This window comes from Paenibacillus sp. J22P218, from assembly GCF_056269195.1.
Map to the genome: position 1 here is coordinate 450,356 of NZ_JBWDNL010000001.1, position 14,689 is coordinate 465,044.

Annotated in this window: 13 protein-coding genes and 1 tRNA gene; 12 read left to right on the top strand and 2 right to left on the bottom strand. The window is 49.3% G+C overall.

The window, feature by feature from the left end; genetic code table 11:
- Positions 1-10: 10 nt before the first annotated feature.
- Positions 11-382, top strand: coding sequence for a hypothetical protein (locus tag AC0YN0_RS02010; RefSeq protein ID WP_475819778.1), 372 nt, complete (start codon positions 11-13; stop codon positions 380-382).
- Between the two features lie 88 nt (positions 383-470).
- On the opposite strand, the gene AC0YN0_RS02015 is transcribed toward AC0YN0_RS02010, so the two are convergent.
- Positions 471-1,994 (bottom strand): methyl-accepting chemotaxis protein, encoded by a 1,524-nt coding sequence (locus tag AC0YN0_RS02015; RefSeq protein ID WP_475819779.1) that lies wholly within the window; start codon positions 1,992-1,994, stop codon positions 471-473.
- Positions 1,995-2,128: 134 nt separating this feature from the next.
- On the opposite strand from AC0YN0_RS02015, the gene AC0YN0_RS02020 reads away from it, so the two are divergent.
- Positions 2,129-2,737: a P-loop nucleotide/nucleoside kinase family protein gene (locus AC0YN0_RS02020; RefSeq protein WP_475819780.1), complete on the top strand. Its 609-nt coding sequence runs from the start codon at positions 2,129-2,131 to the stop codon at positions 2,735-2,737.
- A gap of 522 nt (positions 2,738-3,259) precedes the next feature.
- Positions 3,260-3,433, top strand: a complete 174-nt coding sequence (locus AC0YN0_RS02025) for an aspartyl-phosphate phosphatase Spo0E family protein (protein WP_337099568.1) — start codon at positions 3,260-3,262, stop codon at positions 3,431-3,433.
- Between the two features lie 59 nt (positions 3,434-3,492).
- On the opposite strand, the gene AC0YN0_RS02030 is transcribed toward AC0YN0_RS02025, so the two are convergent.
- A tRNA-Arg gene (locus AC0YN0_RS02030) sits at positions 3,493-3,569 on the bottom strand.
- 238 nt (positions 3,570-3,807) lie between these two features.
- Between AC0YN0_RS02030 and AC0YN0_RS02035 the strand changes: the two genes are divergently transcribed.
- The 9 genes from AC0YN0_RS02035 to AC0YN0_RS02075 all read left to right on the top strand — a co-directional run bounded on the left by AC0YN0_RS02035 (position 3,808) and on the right by AC0YN0_RS02075 (position 14,662).
- Positions 3,808-4,713 carry a hypothetical protein gene (locus AC0YN0_RS02035; RefSeq protein ID WP_475819781.1) on the top strand — a complete coding sequence of 302 codons (906 nt, stop codon included), beginning with the start codon at positions 3,808-3,810 and terminating at the stop codon, positions 4,711-4,713.
- 88 nt (positions 4,714-4,801) lie between these two features.
- A complete protein-coding gene (gene tig, locus AC0YN0_RS02040; RefSeq protein WP_475819782.1) occupies positions 4,802-6,091 on the top strand; it encodes a trigger factor in 1,290 nt (429 codons plus the stop codon).
- Positions 6,092-6,318: 227 nt separating this feature from the next.
- Positions 6,319-6,906 carry an ATP-dependent Clp endopeptidase proteolytic subunit ClpP gene (gene clpP, locus AC0YN0_RS02045; protein WP_337099565.1) on the top strand — a complete coding sequence of 196 codons (588 nt, stop codon included), beginning with the start codon at positions 6,319-6,321 and terminating at the stop codon, positions 6,904-6,906.
- Positions 6,907-6,930: 24 nt separating this feature from the next.
- Entirely contained in the window at positions 6,931-8,187 is a 1,257-nt protein-coding gene (clpX, locus tag AC0YN0_RS02050; RefSeq protein ID WP_337099564.1) for an ATP-dependent protease ATP-binding subunit ClpX, read from the top strand.
- Positions 8,188-8,318: 131 nt separating this feature from the next.
- Entirely contained in the window at positions 8,319-9,428 is a 1,110-nt protein-coding gene (gene ispG, locus AC0YN0_RS02055) for a flavodoxin-dependent (E)-4-hydroxy-3-methylbut-2-enyl-diphosphate synthase (RefSeq protein WP_442051015.1), read from the top strand.
- Positions 9,429-9,635: 207 nt separating this feature from the next.
- Positions 9,636-10,751, top strand: coding sequence for a GerAB/ArcD/ProY family transporter (locus AC0YN0_RS02060; RefSeq protein ID WP_475819783.1), 1,116 nt, complete (start codon positions 9,636-9,638; stop codon positions 10,749-10,751).
- The gene (locus AC0YN0_RS02065) at positions 10,735-12,312 is read left to right on the top strand and encodes a spore germination protein (protein WP_475819784.1); all 1,578 of its coding nucleotides are present in this window, start codon (positions 10,735-10,737) and stop codon (positions 12,310-12,312) included. Before AC0YN0_RS02060 ends, AC0YN0_RS02065 begins: the two co-directional genes overlap by 17 nt.
- Before the next feature lie 2 nt (positions 12,313-12,314).
- Positions 12,315-13,439 (top strand): GerAB/ArcD/ProY family transporter, encoded by a 1,125-nt coding sequence (locus AC0YN0_RS02070; protein ID WP_475819785.1) that lies wholly within the window; start codon positions 12,315-12,317, stop codon positions 13,437-13,439.
- On the top strand, positions 13,436-14,662 hold the full coding sequence (locus AC0YN0_RS02075) for a Ger(x)C family spore germination protein (RefSeq protein WP_475819786.1): 1,227 nt from the start codon (positions 13,436-13,438) through the stop codon (positions 14,660-14,662). Before AC0YN0_RS02070 ends, AC0YN0_RS02075 begins: the two co-directional genes overlap by 4 nt.
- The last annotated feature ends 27 nt before the right edge of the window (positions 14,663-14,689 follow it).

Consider the following 14,689-nt stretch of genomic DNA (forward strand, 5'->3'; position numbering starts at 1 on the left):
CTGTAACAGCTTGTGCAAAGTAAGTATGAAGGAAGCGAGGCTGGGTAGGATGTGGAATGAGGAAAGCAATGAAGAAGAGCGAACGACGTATTATGTGTCCGTTCAAGCGGGCCAAATATTAGCCGATCCGGAAGCGGCGGCCTACGAGCTTGTCATACAAGCGAACGATGAGGAGATTGGAAAGCTGCATGAGCTGTTCAAGGAGCTCGCCGCAGCGGACAACGGAGGAGTAAGGACTATGGCTGCCAATCCTTATCAAGCGGCAAGCGACGAGCAGCGCAATTCGGATTATGATTATTGGCTGAAACAGGTTTATAAGCAATTGTATGATTGCGGAACGGATACAACGAAGAATCATATTGAATCGATGCATTTATGGTAATGAGAAGAAGGGCTTACCTCGCTTTCTGTCACGGTCAGTGACAGAAAGGATGAGGTAGGCCCTTTGTTTCGCCTAATGAAGTCTGATGCTATTGCCCAATCTTGTTTATAAGCTGATCAATTCGTTCGGATAAGAGCAGCAATCTAGCGCAAGTGTCCGCAAGATGATCCGTCAACTCGACCTGCTTCTCCGTCAAGCGGCCGATGACCTTGGTCTCCTCCAGGGAGTCGACGGAGAATTGCGCCATCTCGTCCATCGTAAGGGAGACAAGACGCGTGCCGGCGGCAACTTGAGCCGAGGAAGCTGCGGCTTGAAGGACTTGCTCTTCGACGATATGTATCTGATTCACAATATGCTTGAATGAGGAGTTGGTCTGACCGATGCTGTCTATCATAGTCCGCGTTCGTGCGACGCAGGCTTCTGTCCATTCTGCACATTCACGAACGGAATGCTGAACGCCCTCAAGAACTTCTTTGATCGCATAAGCAGACTCCCCAGACAAATTAGACAGTTTTCGAATTTCCCCTGCAACGACGGCGAATCCTTTACCTTGCTCCCCCGCTCTTGCTGCTTCAATAGAAGCGTTCAGCGCGAGCAGCTTCGTCTGCTCGGCCATCGCGGATATGATGTCGACGAACGCTCCAATTTGATCCGATTTCCCGCTAAGCGCAATCACGCTGCTGTTCATGGAATCAAGAGCGCGGGTTACATCGTCCATTTGCTCAATCGTATGCTCGATATGCCGGCTGCCCTCATCCGCGGTATGGCGGGACAGCTTAGCGTTATTCGCAACGCTTTGGAACGCGCCGTTCATGCCGTTCATCTCGTCTGACATTTGATTCATATCGTTCATGCTGCGACGGGAGTCTGCTGTCTGTGAGGCCAGCCCGCTTGTCAACTGATTGACAGCCGCGGCGATGCCGCTGATCGATTCCGCCGTATGGCCGCTTTTGTCGACAAGTCCTGCTGTCACTTCCCTCAGCTGTTCGGAGGTCTCCGTCAACTGCCCGACAATCGTCTCGAAGAGCTGCTTGCTTTCTTGGTTCTGTTCGTCAACGCCCTTCATAACCATCAACTTATTCGCAATTTGAAGAATCGTGGCCAAGGAGGTAAGCAACAGGAAAACAGCGTGAATCGCAACCATGCCGATTGAATAATCATTCGTTCCGAATACGTAGGTTGGAAATAAATAAAGCCCGGCGACGTGCTGTACGGCGAATAATACAGTCATCACAACAATAAGGCTTATTCGCTCATAATAAGCGACTATGGCAATGACCATGAATATAGAAAAATGGAACTCTACCGCTCCGCCTGCCCCTGCAATGACGGAGAAGCTGGACAACGTTAACGATAATGCGTTAAGGAGCGGGATATGAACGTGATTCCGATCGCGGCGGTAAAGCGTGATAGCGATGATCCACGCCGCAAAGGGGAGAAACGCTAGAAGATTCATAACCCAATCGTTCGTTTCCGGCAGAGAAGGTTCATGGCCGTTCATATGGTGACCGGCAATCGCGACTTGGAAGGAGCGAGTAAGCAGATGGATGAAAGCGGCGAGAGAGGCGGCGGTAAGGCTCATTTGCAATATCAGTTTATTTTTTTGGTTCATGGTGTTGAATCACCTCGGTTGTTAGTAATAGGTTAATCATACCATCCTCATGCACGCAACAGGCAAGGACTATTCTATGAAAACCTATGAAAAGATGATATAATGCATCAAAAAAGTAGTGGAGGCACATTTTTTTGCAAAAATTAATCTTCTTTGTAGGCGTAGCAGGCACAGGCAAAACAACGGTAGCAAGGAAGCTATCATCTCGAATTCCGGCAGCATTCCTGGATCGCGACACGATTGGCGGAAGATTCGTGGAGGCAATCCTCGAAATGAACGGTTTGGATAAGAATGATCGTGATTCCGATTACTATAAACGCAATTTGCGTGACCTTGAGTACGACACGGCTAAGGATGTATGCATCGAGAACCTTGCCGCAGGCCAAAATGTGTTCATGATTTCACCTTTTACGGCTGAGCTCAGAAATGAACAATGGATCGAGGAAGTCCTTCAAGCGGCCGGCCGCACCAAACTATCCGTTGACGTGAAAGTCGTTGTCGTTACTTTGTCCGACATCGCGATGCAAAAAAATCGGATTATCGGCAGACAGACCGTACGCGACCAGTGGAAGCTCGACAATTGGGGCGACTTCGAGAAAAGGGTCGACTTCGTGCCGCAGATTAATTGGAATATTCCGGCCTCATCCATCCTCGTCTTCGACAATAGCGGCGAGCTGACCGAGGAGAAGTCGGAGCTGCTCTTCCAGTTCGTGACAGAAAGTCAGGCTTCGCTTTCGGTATAGCATAGCAGCAAATTCAGAGAGACCATATCCTTAACTAGGATAATGGTCTTTCTTTGTGACTAAGAATATGATGCAAATGTCCCGATCTAACACTTTTCAAAAACTTTATCCGATATGCCGTCTAAATTATCACTTTTCAAATAACTTCCATGGAATTTTTCTAACAACTCTCATTTAGTATGGTGAATATAGAAGTTCGCCATTTCAGTCGGCTTAGCCGATAAGGGAGGTCAGGGTCATTCCTAAGAAAAGATCGATGATTGTAGAGGTAATCACATCCAGGCAAACGACAGCTGCGGACCGACAAGAGAAACGACATATTCGAATACTAATCGGCAAAGAGCTTGAATCCTGTGACCGATGCGAGCATCGATTCAATTCTTTAAAGGGAGACCAGGTGCCGGCGCCGTGCAGAGAGTGCCCAATAAGTCTTCGCATGCAGCAATTGGTATCGAAGCTTGAGACGGCAAACGTATAACCTATTCATAACCAATTCATAATGAGGTAGGAGGTAGTGTTCATATGTACATGCAAAGAACGGATGCCAAAGCCCGAATCGAAAGCCTTCGCAAACGGATGGTCGAACTCTATATGCAGTCAGGATCGTTGACATCGTCGCAAGTGGTTAAGGCAAGCCAAGAGCTGGATGAGGCGCTTAACTACTACAGCAACAGCGCAGGGACATGGCAGATTTAGCAGCATATAAAAAAAGCCCCACCGCTTACAGCGGTCAGGCTTCGAATGCGTGCATATAATGGCGTCCCAGAAGAGATTCGAACTCCCGACCGACGCCTTAGAAGGGCGTTGCTCTATCCAGCTGAGCTACTGGGACACGAGTAATAATATAACATGAACGTTTTTAGTATTGCAAGTCATTTTTTGGATTTTGTCAAAAAAATAGTTGGTTGCACCTGCCGAGCGGTCTTCTAGCAGCTTTTGTTTTTTTCTTTCCTCAGACCGTGGTATAATCTTACGCAAGCTTGCGAGAAGCATGAGATGGCGTATACGAAGGCGGTGTTAGCATTACAACTCCCATTGACCCACAAGGCGACAACAAGGATAACGTATATTTGTTCCCTAGCATGCTGGATCATTATCAAATTCATCTTACCCGAATGCTGGAATCGGAGCAGTACGGGGAGGCTAAGGAGCTATTGCGTTTCCTGCTGCAATGCCAAGGGGAGGACGAACGCCACTATGAGGAGTGGAACAGTCTTCTCACATGGCTCGATATGGCTTTTCCTGAAGGAGGAGGCGGAGACGACGGTACAGGCTATGTGCTCGCGATGCCCGAGAAGGAGCCGAGCGAGGATACGATTCGCGCGGAGCTGCTGAACCCGCCTGAGCAGGATGAGACATACATTAATCAAGTGATGTACATTATGCAGAATCATCCTATGATTGATCAGCAGATGCTTGCGCTTGAAAGAGCGGCATACATACAAAGCGAACAGGTGGACGCGACGATTGTGAATTGGCTCGTAACGAAGCCGGTTCATCCAGTCGTGCAATTCAAAGCGCTGCAATGCTTGCGAAAGCGCGGTGCTCAAGGCTCTTTAACAATTGAAAGGCTCGATGAGCAAGTTCAGCTGGAGCTCGACGAAACGCCGCTCTCTTTGGACGACTTTCCGAGTCAAATCAACCAAATTTTGGAGCGGGCTGAACAGGTGGCCGAAGTCGATGATCCGACGCTGCCTCATTTTGCCAAAGAGCTTTGGAAGGAAAGTCTGCAGTTCTTGTATGGGACGGCGGCTTACAAATGGATGCTTAGAGAAGATGAAGGAACCGTCGATTGCTTTGCTGCTGCGCTTCATCTTACGCTATTGCTGACCGTATACGGATCGGCGAACGACGATGATATACGCGATACATACGGCATTACCGAATCGTTAAGATTTCAATATGAGCAAGCTTGCAGAGCGCTTAGGCAGGTTGCGGTATTGCAGCCGTCAGAGCCAGATGAACCTCAGCCTTGAAAAGCTCGTCCATCTTGTTTATAATGGAATGGTTTATGGAACGTGAAAATAAGCGAAGTACGTGCAATTTTGGAGGGGAAGGCATAAAATGAAAGCAACTTGGGAAAAAATAGACAAGAACATCGTGTCTATCGATGTTGAGGTTGAAGCGGAGCAAGTCGCAACAGCGCTGGATCAAGCGTTTAAGAAAGTCGTAAGTAAAGTGAATGTACCTGGATTCCGTAAAGGCAAAGTACCTCGCGGTATCTTCGAATCCCGCTTTGGCGTGGAGAGCCTGTACCAGGATGCAATCGACATCCTTCTTCCTGACGCTTACACAGCTGCAGTGAACGAGAACAATCTTCAGCCGGTTGACCGTCCGGAGATCGATGTTGAGCAATTCGCCAAAGGCCAATCGTTCAAATTCAAAGCGAAAGTAATCGTTAAGCCAGAAGTAACGCTTGGCGAATACAAAGGCCTTGAAGTTGAAGCGGCAGCGGCTGAAGTAACAGAAGAAGAGGTTGCGGCTGAGCTTGAGCGTCTGCAACAACGTCACGCTGAATTGTCGGTTGTAGAAGAAGGCGCTACTCAGAACGGCGACATCACGGTTATCGACTTTGACGGTTCCGTTGACGGCGTTCCATTCGAAGGCGGCAAAGCAGAGCGCTATTCCCTTGAGCTTGGATCGAATTCGTTCATCCCAGGCTTCGAGGATCAAGTAGTCGGCATGCAGCTTGGCGATTTCAAGGACGTTACCGTAACGTTCCCTGAAGACTACCATGCTGAGAACCTTGCAGGCAAAGCAGCGGTATTCGCTGTTAAACTGCACGAAATCAAACGCAAGTCGCTTCCGGCTTTGGATGATGAGTTTGCGAAGGACGTTAGCGAGTTCGACACGCTTGACGAGTACAAAGCAGACTTGTCCAGCAAGCTGAAAGAGCGCAAAGAGAAAGAAGCTGAGCAAGCCCGCGAAGTTGCTGTCGTAGACAAAGCTACTGCGGCTGCCGAAGTGGAAATCCCTGAAGCGATGATCGTAACCGAGACGGACTACATGATCAAAGACTTCGAGAACCGTCTTCAAATGCAAGGCATGAACATGGAGCTGTACTTCCAGTTCTCTGGCCAGAACGAATCCGTGCTTCGCGAGCAAATGCGTTCCGACGCTGAGAAACGCGTTCGCAACAACCTGGTGCTTGACGCAATCGCGAAAGCTGAAGGCTTCTCCGTAAGCGAAGAAGATCTGACAGCTGAGCTTGAGACGTTGTCCAAATCGTACAACCGCCCTGCAGAAGAGCTGCGCGACATCTTCACTCGCAACGGCAACATTGCGAACCTGCAAGAGGACGTATTGCTTCGCAAAACGATCAAATTCTTGCTTGATAACAGCAAAACGGTTTAATACGCATAATCAATCTACAACAACATAAGCAACACCTCAGAATAAGGCGCGTAATATACGTGCCTTATTTTGACCCTACATATGAAAATGTGCTTGACCCGGAGGCTAATCTCCGTACATATCGAACGGCCGCCATCGTATACTGTATTATTGGAAAATGACATCACTACGATGACGTGTTACAATAAGGAAGTACTTAAAGCCATAAACGAAAAGAGGTTGGTCGCATGAATCTGGTACCTGTCGTAGTCGAACAAACAAACCGCGGGGAGCGTTCTTACGATATTTACTCCCGCTTGCTGAAGGACCGCATCATTTTCCTTGGGAGCGCAATTGATGATGACGTTGCAAACTCCGTTATTGCACAACTGCTGTTCCTGGCGGCCGACGATCCGGAGAAAGACATCCATCTGTACATTAACTCTCCTGGCGGATCTGTAACCGCCGGTATGGGTATTTTCGATACGATGCAATATATTAAGCCTGAAGTGTCTACGATCTGCATGGGCATGGCAGCAAGTATGGGCTCGCTGCTCCTGACTGCGGGAGCGAAGGGCAAGCGCTTCGCGCTTCCCAATGCGGAAGTCATGATTCACCAGCCGCTTGGCGGCGTTCGTGGTCAAGCGTCCGATATTAAGATTCACGCGGACTGGATCTTGAAGACAAAGCAGAAGCTTAACAATATTTACGTTGAACGTACGGGTCAACCTTATGACAAGATCGACCGCGATACCGACCGCGACAACTTTATGAGCGCGGAAGACGCACTCGCTTACGGTCTGATCGACAAAGTCATTACTTCGCCTGTAGTGTAACGATTTAATTGAAGGGGTGATTCCATGTTCAAATTCAACGACGAAAAAGGCCAGTTGAAATGTTCTTTCTGCGGCAAGTCGCAGGATCAAGTGCGCAAGCTGGTAGCCGGTCCCGGCGTATATATATGTGATGAGTGCATCGAGCTATGCACGGAAATCGTAGAAGAAGAGCTCGGTAACGAAGAAGAGCTTGATCTGAAGGATATTCCGAAGCCGAAGGACATTCGCGCTATTCTTGATTCGTATGTTATCGGTCAAGAGTTCGCTAAGAAATCGTTGTCCGTTGCGGTTTACAACCACTACAAACGGATCAACTCCGGCAGCAAGATCGAGGATGTCGAGCTTCAGAAGAGTAATATTTTGCTTCTAGGCCCTACAGGCTCGGGTAAGACGCTATTGGCTCAAACAATGGCGAAAATTCTGAATGTTCCGTTCGCGATTGCGGACGCGACTTCGCTTACGGAAGCTGGTTATGTAGGCGAGGACGTAGAGAACATTTTGCTCAAGCTTATTCAAGCCGCCGACTACGATGTTGAGAAAGCGGAACGCGGTATTATTTATATCGACGAAATTGATAAAGTAGCCCGCAAATCGGAGAATCCGTCCATTACGCGCGACGTATCCGGTGAAGGCGTACAGCAAGCATTGCTGAAGATTCTAGAAGGTACGGTTGCATCCGTTCCGCCGCAAGGCGGACGCAAGCATCCGCATCAAGAGTTCATTCAAATCGATACGACGAACATTTTGTTCATTTGCGGCGGCGCGTTCGACGGCCTGGAGCAATTGATCAAACGCCGTATCGGCAAGAAGGTTATCGGCTTCAACTCCACTGGCGAATTGACAAAGGACTTGAAACCGGGCGAATACCTATCGATGGTATTGCCTGAAGACTTGCTCAAATTCGGGCTCATCCCTGAGTTTGTAGGACGTCTGCCGGTTATCTCTACTTTGGAGCCGCTTGATGAGCCGGCACTCGTTCGGATTTTGTCCGAACCGAAGAACGCGCTCGTGAAGCAGTACCAGAAGCTGCTTGAGATGGACAATGTGAAGCTCGACTTCGAACCGGCTGCGCTTGATGCGATCGCGAAGGAAGCGATTAAGCGTAATACCGGCGCGCGCGGCTTGCGTGCGATCATCGAAGGCATCATGCTGGAAGTGATGTATGAGGTTCCTTCCCGTGACGATGTGCAGAACTGCCTGATTACGGAGCAATCCGTGCAGGAAAAGATGATGCCTGAGTTGACGGCGAAGAAGGGCAAGAAAAAGGAAGAGAGTGCGTAAGCTACCTTTTCAAATAACAAACGTATGATATAGAGCGAGATTACCGTCATTGTTTCCACCTTGCTAGCTGCGGCTTTTTTCGCCATAAGCTTGCGGGGTGGACTTTGACGTTCATGGGAGAGATTGGTAATATGTACAAACGTCAAGATACGGTAGCGGTGAAGGTCGGCGATCTGACGATCGGCGGCAGCAATGAAGTCATCATTCAAAGCATGTGTACGACGAAGACCGCCGATGTGGAAGCGACTGTAGCTGAAATACTGCGTCTCGAGGAGGCTGGCTGCCAGGTTGTCCGGGTAACCGTCAATAACAAGGAAGCGGCGGATGCGATTAAGGAAATTAAGAAACGCATCCACATTCCGCTAGTTGCCGACATTCACTTCGATTACCGCTTGGCGCTTGCGGCGATCGAGAACGGCGTCGACAAGGTGCGTATTAACCCAGGCAATATCGGCCGCCGCGAGAAGGTTGAGGCGGTTGTTAAAGCGTGCAAGGAGAAAGGCATTCCGATCCGAATCGGCGTCAACGCAGGCTCGCTGGAGAACCATCTGCTAGAGAAGTATGGTTATCCAACGCCGGAAGCGATGGTCGAGAGCGCTTTGTTCCATATCGGCATTCTCGAAGAGCTCGATTTCCATGATATTATCGTGTCGCTTAAGGCGTCCGACGTACCGATGGCGATAGCGGCTTACTCGATGGCAGCAGAGAAGATCAAATATCCGCTGCACCTCGGCATTACCGAGGCGGGCACCTTGCACACGGGCACGATCAAGAGCTCGGCAGGCATCGGCGCATTGCTGGCGCTTGGCATCGGCAATACAGTGCGGATCAGCCTTAGCGCGGATCCGGTTGAAGAGGTTAAGGTCGCTCGCGAGCTGCTCAAGACTTTCGGCTTGATTACGAACGCAGCGACGCTGGTCTCTTGTCCAACCTGCGGCCGTCTTGATATCGACTTATTCTCGATCGCGAATGAGGTCGAGGACTATATCTCGAAGATCAAGGTGCCGATCAAAGTTTCGGTGCTCGGCTGCGCAGTTAACGGCCCGGGCGAAGCTCGCGAAGCGGACATAGGCATTGCCGGCGCTCGCGGCGAAGGGATGCTGTTCCGTTACGGGGAAATGATTCGTAAAGTACCGGAGGCAGAACTGCTGAACGAGCTCAAGAAGGAAATCGACGAAATCGTACGTGTATTCGAAGCGACCGGCGAGATTCCGGGACGCAAACATCATACGCACGCTTAAATGTTATTGGGCCTATGCCGACTCTATTCGTCGGGTAGGCCCTTTATTTATGAGGTCAGCCGGAATGCTCTGGTTGGCCTCTTTTTATTTGGCGCCTACTTCGATTGCACACTGTAAGCACACATATGCTCTTAGAAGCGAATAATTTCCATGATCGGTGGCAAATTAAGGATTGCAGCTACGACAAACGCAAAAGGTGGGAGCGGGTTGGAGCGAATTAGTCTGAATCAGTTAGGATCGATGATCGTTTTGTTTCTAATCGGCAGCTCATCGTTGTTCCTGCTTGCAAGCGATGCGGGCAATGATGCATGGCTGGCCGTCTTCGTCGGCATGCTGGGCGGACTTGCCCTGCTCTGGGGCGTTAACCTTACGATTTTCCGTCATGCGCCGAATAGCAACCTTATCGAAATCATTAACGATCATTTTGGCAAATATATCGGTTTCCTGCTGTCATTGGGGTATGTCTTCTATTTCTGCTACAAATCCATAAGAAACGTAAGAGAGTTCGGAGATTTGACGTCGATGCTGCTTTTGCCGAACACCCCGATAAGTGTCCTCATGCTTATTATTTGTGCGATGGCCGCTTATACCGTCATGAGCGGGGTTGGCGTTTTTTTTCGCATGGCTGAATTTATATTGCCGCTCGTTATTGCGATCTACGTCATCTTGTTTCTCGTTATCGCCTATGCCGATCTGTTTCAGTTCAACAACTTGCTTCCGGTTCTGGACAAAGGTTTGAAGCCGATTCTCAAAGCTGCGTTCCCTGGGCTTATTTCATTTCCCTTCGGAGAGTTGGTTTTGTTTCTGATGTTCTGGAAATATGCCGAACAGGAAGGCCGTCACATGGTAAGCATTACGATCAAATGTTATCTGTTCTCAGGTTTATTCATTATGACAACGAATCTGCTCATATGGGCTGGGCTTGGCAAGCTGGCTCCGGTTATCACGATACCGTTCATGCAAATGACGACGTTCATACAAATCGCCAAAATATTGGAGCGCATCGATCCTTTCGTAGCGTTGCTATTGTTTACGGGTGTTTATTTCAAGCTGACTGCTTATTATATGGGCGCGGTGCTTGCCGTGCGTTATATGACTAAGCTTTCAAAGGCGTATGCGGTGCTGATCGTAGGCGCAGCGATTTATTTGGGGTCGTGCTTCATATTCAAGAGCTACATGGAACAGGTGTCGTTTGGCTTCAACCTTAACGTGAAATACCATTTTCCCATCTTCCAAATTGCTTTTCCAATGTTGCTATTGATTGTTGTGCTCGTCAAAAAAAGATGGAATGAAAAGGTGCATGATCATGAAGAAACGGAGTAACGAGACAAGCTCTCAAGATACAGAGCAAGTGAAGCGGCTATCTAGCGATATCGAGGCTACTATTCGTTACGCGCAAGAGACGCTCGGTACCGGGCCGGATATTTTAATAAGACGTGTTCATCTATTCGAGGCGAGCGACGCTGCTGTTATGTCAATTGCAGGCATATCGGATAAGACAAGCGTCAACCTGGTAATAGACAGTATGTTGTCAGAGCCTAGAGAGCAAGGCGCATTGGCGAGAGAGGGTGATCCCTTTCAAGCGCTCATATACCGCACGTTGGCCGTAGGAAGCATTCGCAAACTCGAGCTCCTGGACGATATTGACGTCGCCATGCTGGAAGGGTATACAGTCGTTTTGCTTGACGGTTATGATCGAGCCATTGCGGTAGATACGAGCGGCGGCGAGCGGCGTGGCGTAGAGGAGCCTAGTACACAAACCGTTGTCAGAGGGCCGAAGGAGGGCTTCTCCGAGAGCATCTCGACGAACATCTCTCTTCTGCGTACGAGAATCAAATCGACTAACTTGCGAATCGAGTACAAAATTATCGGTCGTGAGACACGGACAACGATTGCAATTGCTCATATGAAAGGAATTTCTGAGGAAAAGGTGGTAGAAGAGATTTATCGCCGATTGGACGCAATCGATACCGACAGCATTCTGGAGAGCGGCTATATCGAAGAGTTCATTCAAGAGAAAAAGTATTCGCCGTTTCCCATTGTCCAAAACTCCGAGCGGCCCGATGCGATCGCTGCCGGTTTGTTGGAAGGACAGGTAGCCATCATTGTCGACGGAACGCCCTTCGCCTTGCTTGCTCCCGTAACGTTTGTTAAGTTCTTTCAATCAAGCGAGGATTATTACCAAAGCTATGATATAGCGACCTTCCTTAGGATCATTCGGTTCGTCTCGTTCATTGTTTCCATGCTGCTGCCGTCGCTGTATATCGCCATTACGACGTTTCATCAAGAAATGCTTCCGACACCTCTGCTGATCAGCGTCGCCGCGCAGCGGGAGGGCGTTCCGTTCCCGGCGATCATCGAAGCGCTGCTCATGGAGCTGACGTTCGAAATATTGCGCGAAGCGGGGGTTCGAATGCCGCGCATTATTGGACCCGCGATATCGATTGTCGGCGCGCTCGTTATCGGACAAGCAGCCGTACAGGCGGGCTTGATCTCAGCGGCCATGGTTATCGTTGTATCTTTTACAGCCATTGCCAGTTTCGTTATTCCCGCGGTCAATATGGGTACCTCGGCCAGGCTTATACGGTTCGCAATGATGATCTTGGCGGGCTCCTTCGGCGTATTTGGAATTATGGCCGGACTGATGGTCCTGTTAACGCATTTGTCGGGATTACGGTCATTCGGCGTTCCATATCTGACGCCGCTCTCGCCGCTCGTGAAGAGCAACTTAAAGGATGTGTTCATAAGGGCGCCGTGGTGGGCGATGAATACGCGGCCTGCAATGTTCGGCAAAGAACCGAGCAGAAGACAAGGCCAACCTCAGAAACAGCATGAATCAGAGCCACCAGAAACTTCAGGAACATCGGAGAAGGAGGAAGAGTGACAATGACGTCATCGACGCAGCGAATATCGACTGGCCAAGGGATTGCCATTGTTATCAATGCTATTGCGCCAAGCGCATTGCTGCAGCTGCCGGCTCATGTCGTCTCGATTACGAGACAGGACGGATGGTTGACGATTCTCCTCTCTATGCTGCTAGGTTTGGTATACGCCTTGATTATCGGCAGAATCTGTTTGCACAGTAATGGCAAGCCGTTATTGGAATGGCTCGAATCCCGATTTGGCAAGGCAGTCGCCCTGTTGATCGGGGTTATATTATGCGGTTATTTTTTTATGGGGGCTACAAGCGTAATTAGGCAGTTCACGAATTTCGTTCAAGAGCAGTTGCTTAGGACGACGCCTATACTTGCTATCGCCCTCGTCATTGCCCTCGTATCCGTCTATGCCGTATGGCAAGGGATAGAGGCGATTGGAAGAATTCATTTTATTGTTTTTGCGCTTGGTTTCATAATTATGCTCTTTAATTTCACCTTGTTATGGAGTCACTATAATTGGGCCAACTTTTTGCCGTTCTTTGAGATATCCGCACCTAAGCACATGTCGGCTGTGCTCCTGCCCGCGGGATGGCTATCTGAAATATCGATCGTATTGTTCTTGCTGCCATACTTTGAGAAGTCGTCGCAAGCGGCGAAGTCCGCGATGTGGGGAACGGTTGTCTCAGGCGTGATGATTCTGACGATGGTCGTCATGATTATTGCGGTATTCGGTGTAAGAATCGTAAATGTGCTTTCCTACCCGAGCTTCGCCGCGCTCGGCATGGTGGAGGTCGGCAAGTTTTTGGAGCGAATCGATGTTTTTCTGTTGACGGCTTGGATCGCATCAATGTTCACGAAGGTTTCTATTTATTTATTCTGCTTATTCCAAGTGCTGGACTATATCTTCCGAATTCAGAGTCGCTCAAGCCCGTTAAACGCCTTGGCGATATCCGTGTTCATTAGCGCCTCGTCGATTTATTCCTGGTCACGAAACAGTAATTTCATTGAATATATCTTTACTTCGCTGTCTGCTTATCTGCTAATAAGCAACTACGGTTTATTTCTTCTTATATGGGGAGGGCTCAGCTTGACTCGAAGGAAGACGGAAGCCGTAGAGGGAGGGGGGGCATTATGAGATCTTGGCGGATAACGGCAGTAGCTATGCTGATTCTACCATGTGCGTTGTTATTGACAAGCTGCTGGAGCCGAGTAGAGTTGAACGAGCTTGCCATTACTTCCGCAACGTCAATCGATCGCGACGGTGAAGACTGGGTGCTCACGTATCAAGTGCTTATCCCTTCCTCGATCTCCACAGGTATCGGAATTATGGGCGGAGCGAATACTTCTCCGGTCATCGTTTATTCGACCAAGGGAAAAACGATTCGTGAGGCGGTGCTGCATAGCGTATACGAAAGCCCGCGCAAGCTTTATTTTGCCCATAATCAAGTCATTATCATTAGCGAAGAAACGGCGCGCCGAGGGTTGAACCCGGTCCTTGAAGTGTATTTACGCAACCCTGATGCCAGGGAGACTGTCGATGTGCTCATTACGTCTGGTAAATCTCGGAAAATCCTTGAACAGATGATGCAGATTCAGAAAATTCCAGGCGATGGCGTGCGAGAGATCAATGCCCTCGAAGCCCGGTATTCTTCGGCGCTGCCAGAAGTGAGGGTATACGAGCTCGCGATGGATCTTGCAAGCGATTCGGCCAGCGCCCTGCTTCCGGAAATAACGTTGTCGGGAAGTAAAGATACCTCCAAGCTCTCGGATTTCGAGAACACGACGCTTCCGTCGAAGCTGAGACTCGGTAGGGCAGCGGTCATCAAGAAGGACAAGATGCTGGGGTGGCTTTCCCGCAAAGAGGCATTAGGCGTCGCTTATATGAAAGATACCGTTAAGAGCTCAATTGTCACGATTGCTTGTCCCGACGGAAGCGGAAACCATTCGACAATCAGTATCCAAAGCTCTTCATCGGAGCAAAAGCCGTCGATCATCGAAGGCAATCTGAGCGTGAAGGTAAATGTCAAAGCAAGAGGAGAGCTGGTCCAGACCGATTGTCATTCACAGGACCTCTATAAGCCGGATGTCATCAAGCAGATGGAGAAGGCTGCCGAGAAAGAAATTACGGGATACATCATGTCGGGCTGGCAATCTCTGCAAAAGCTGAATGCAGATGCGGTAGGCTTCGCCGACCTCGCGCATCGAACCTACCGCAAGGAATGGCGGAGCTGGCAGAAGGATTGGGACGCGGTATTCGCGCGTATCCAGATTAAGCCTGTTGTACGAGTAACCTTATCCAATGTAGGTCTAAGCAATCAGCCTATGAATGTAGAGAAGCTGAACGAGGGCAAGAAATAAGGCGATAACGAGGAAGAGGAGCAGATC

Coding starts and splice junctions, on each gene's coding strand:
- AC0YN0_RS02015 (WP_475819779.1), bottom strand. CDS start 1,994: ATGAACCAAAAAAATAAACTGATATTGCAAATGAGCCTTACCGCCGCC.
- AC0YN0_RS02025 (WP_337099568.1), top strand. CDS start 3,260: ATGTACATGCAAAGAACGGATGCCAAAGCCCGAATCGAAAGCCTTCGC.
- tig (WP_475819782.1), top strand. CDS start 4,802: ATGAAAGCAACTTGGGAAAAAATAGACAAGAACATCGTGTCTATCGAT.
- clpP (WP_337099565.1), top strand. CDS start 6,319: ATGAATCTGGTACCTGTCGTAGTCGAACAAACAAACCGCGGGGAGCGT.
- clpX (WP_337099564.1), top strand. CDS start 6,931: ATGTTCAAATTCAACGACGAAAAAGGCCAGTTGAAATGTTCTTTCTGC.
- ispG (WP_442051015.1), top strand. CDS start 8,319: ATGTACAAACGTCAAGATACGGTAGCGGTGAAGGTCGGCGATCTGACG.
- AC0YN0_RS02065 (WP_475819784.1), top strand. CDS start 10,735: ATGAAGAAACGGAGTAACGAGACAAGCTCTCAAGATACAGAGCAAGTG.
- AC0YN0_RS02070 (WP_475819785.1), top strand. CDS start 12,315: ATGACGTCATCGACGCAGCGAATATCGACTGGCCAAGGGATTGCCATT.
- AC0YN0_RS02075 (WP_475819786.1), top strand. CDS start 13,436: ATGAGATCTTGGCGGATAACGGCAGTAGCTATGCTGATTCTACCATGT.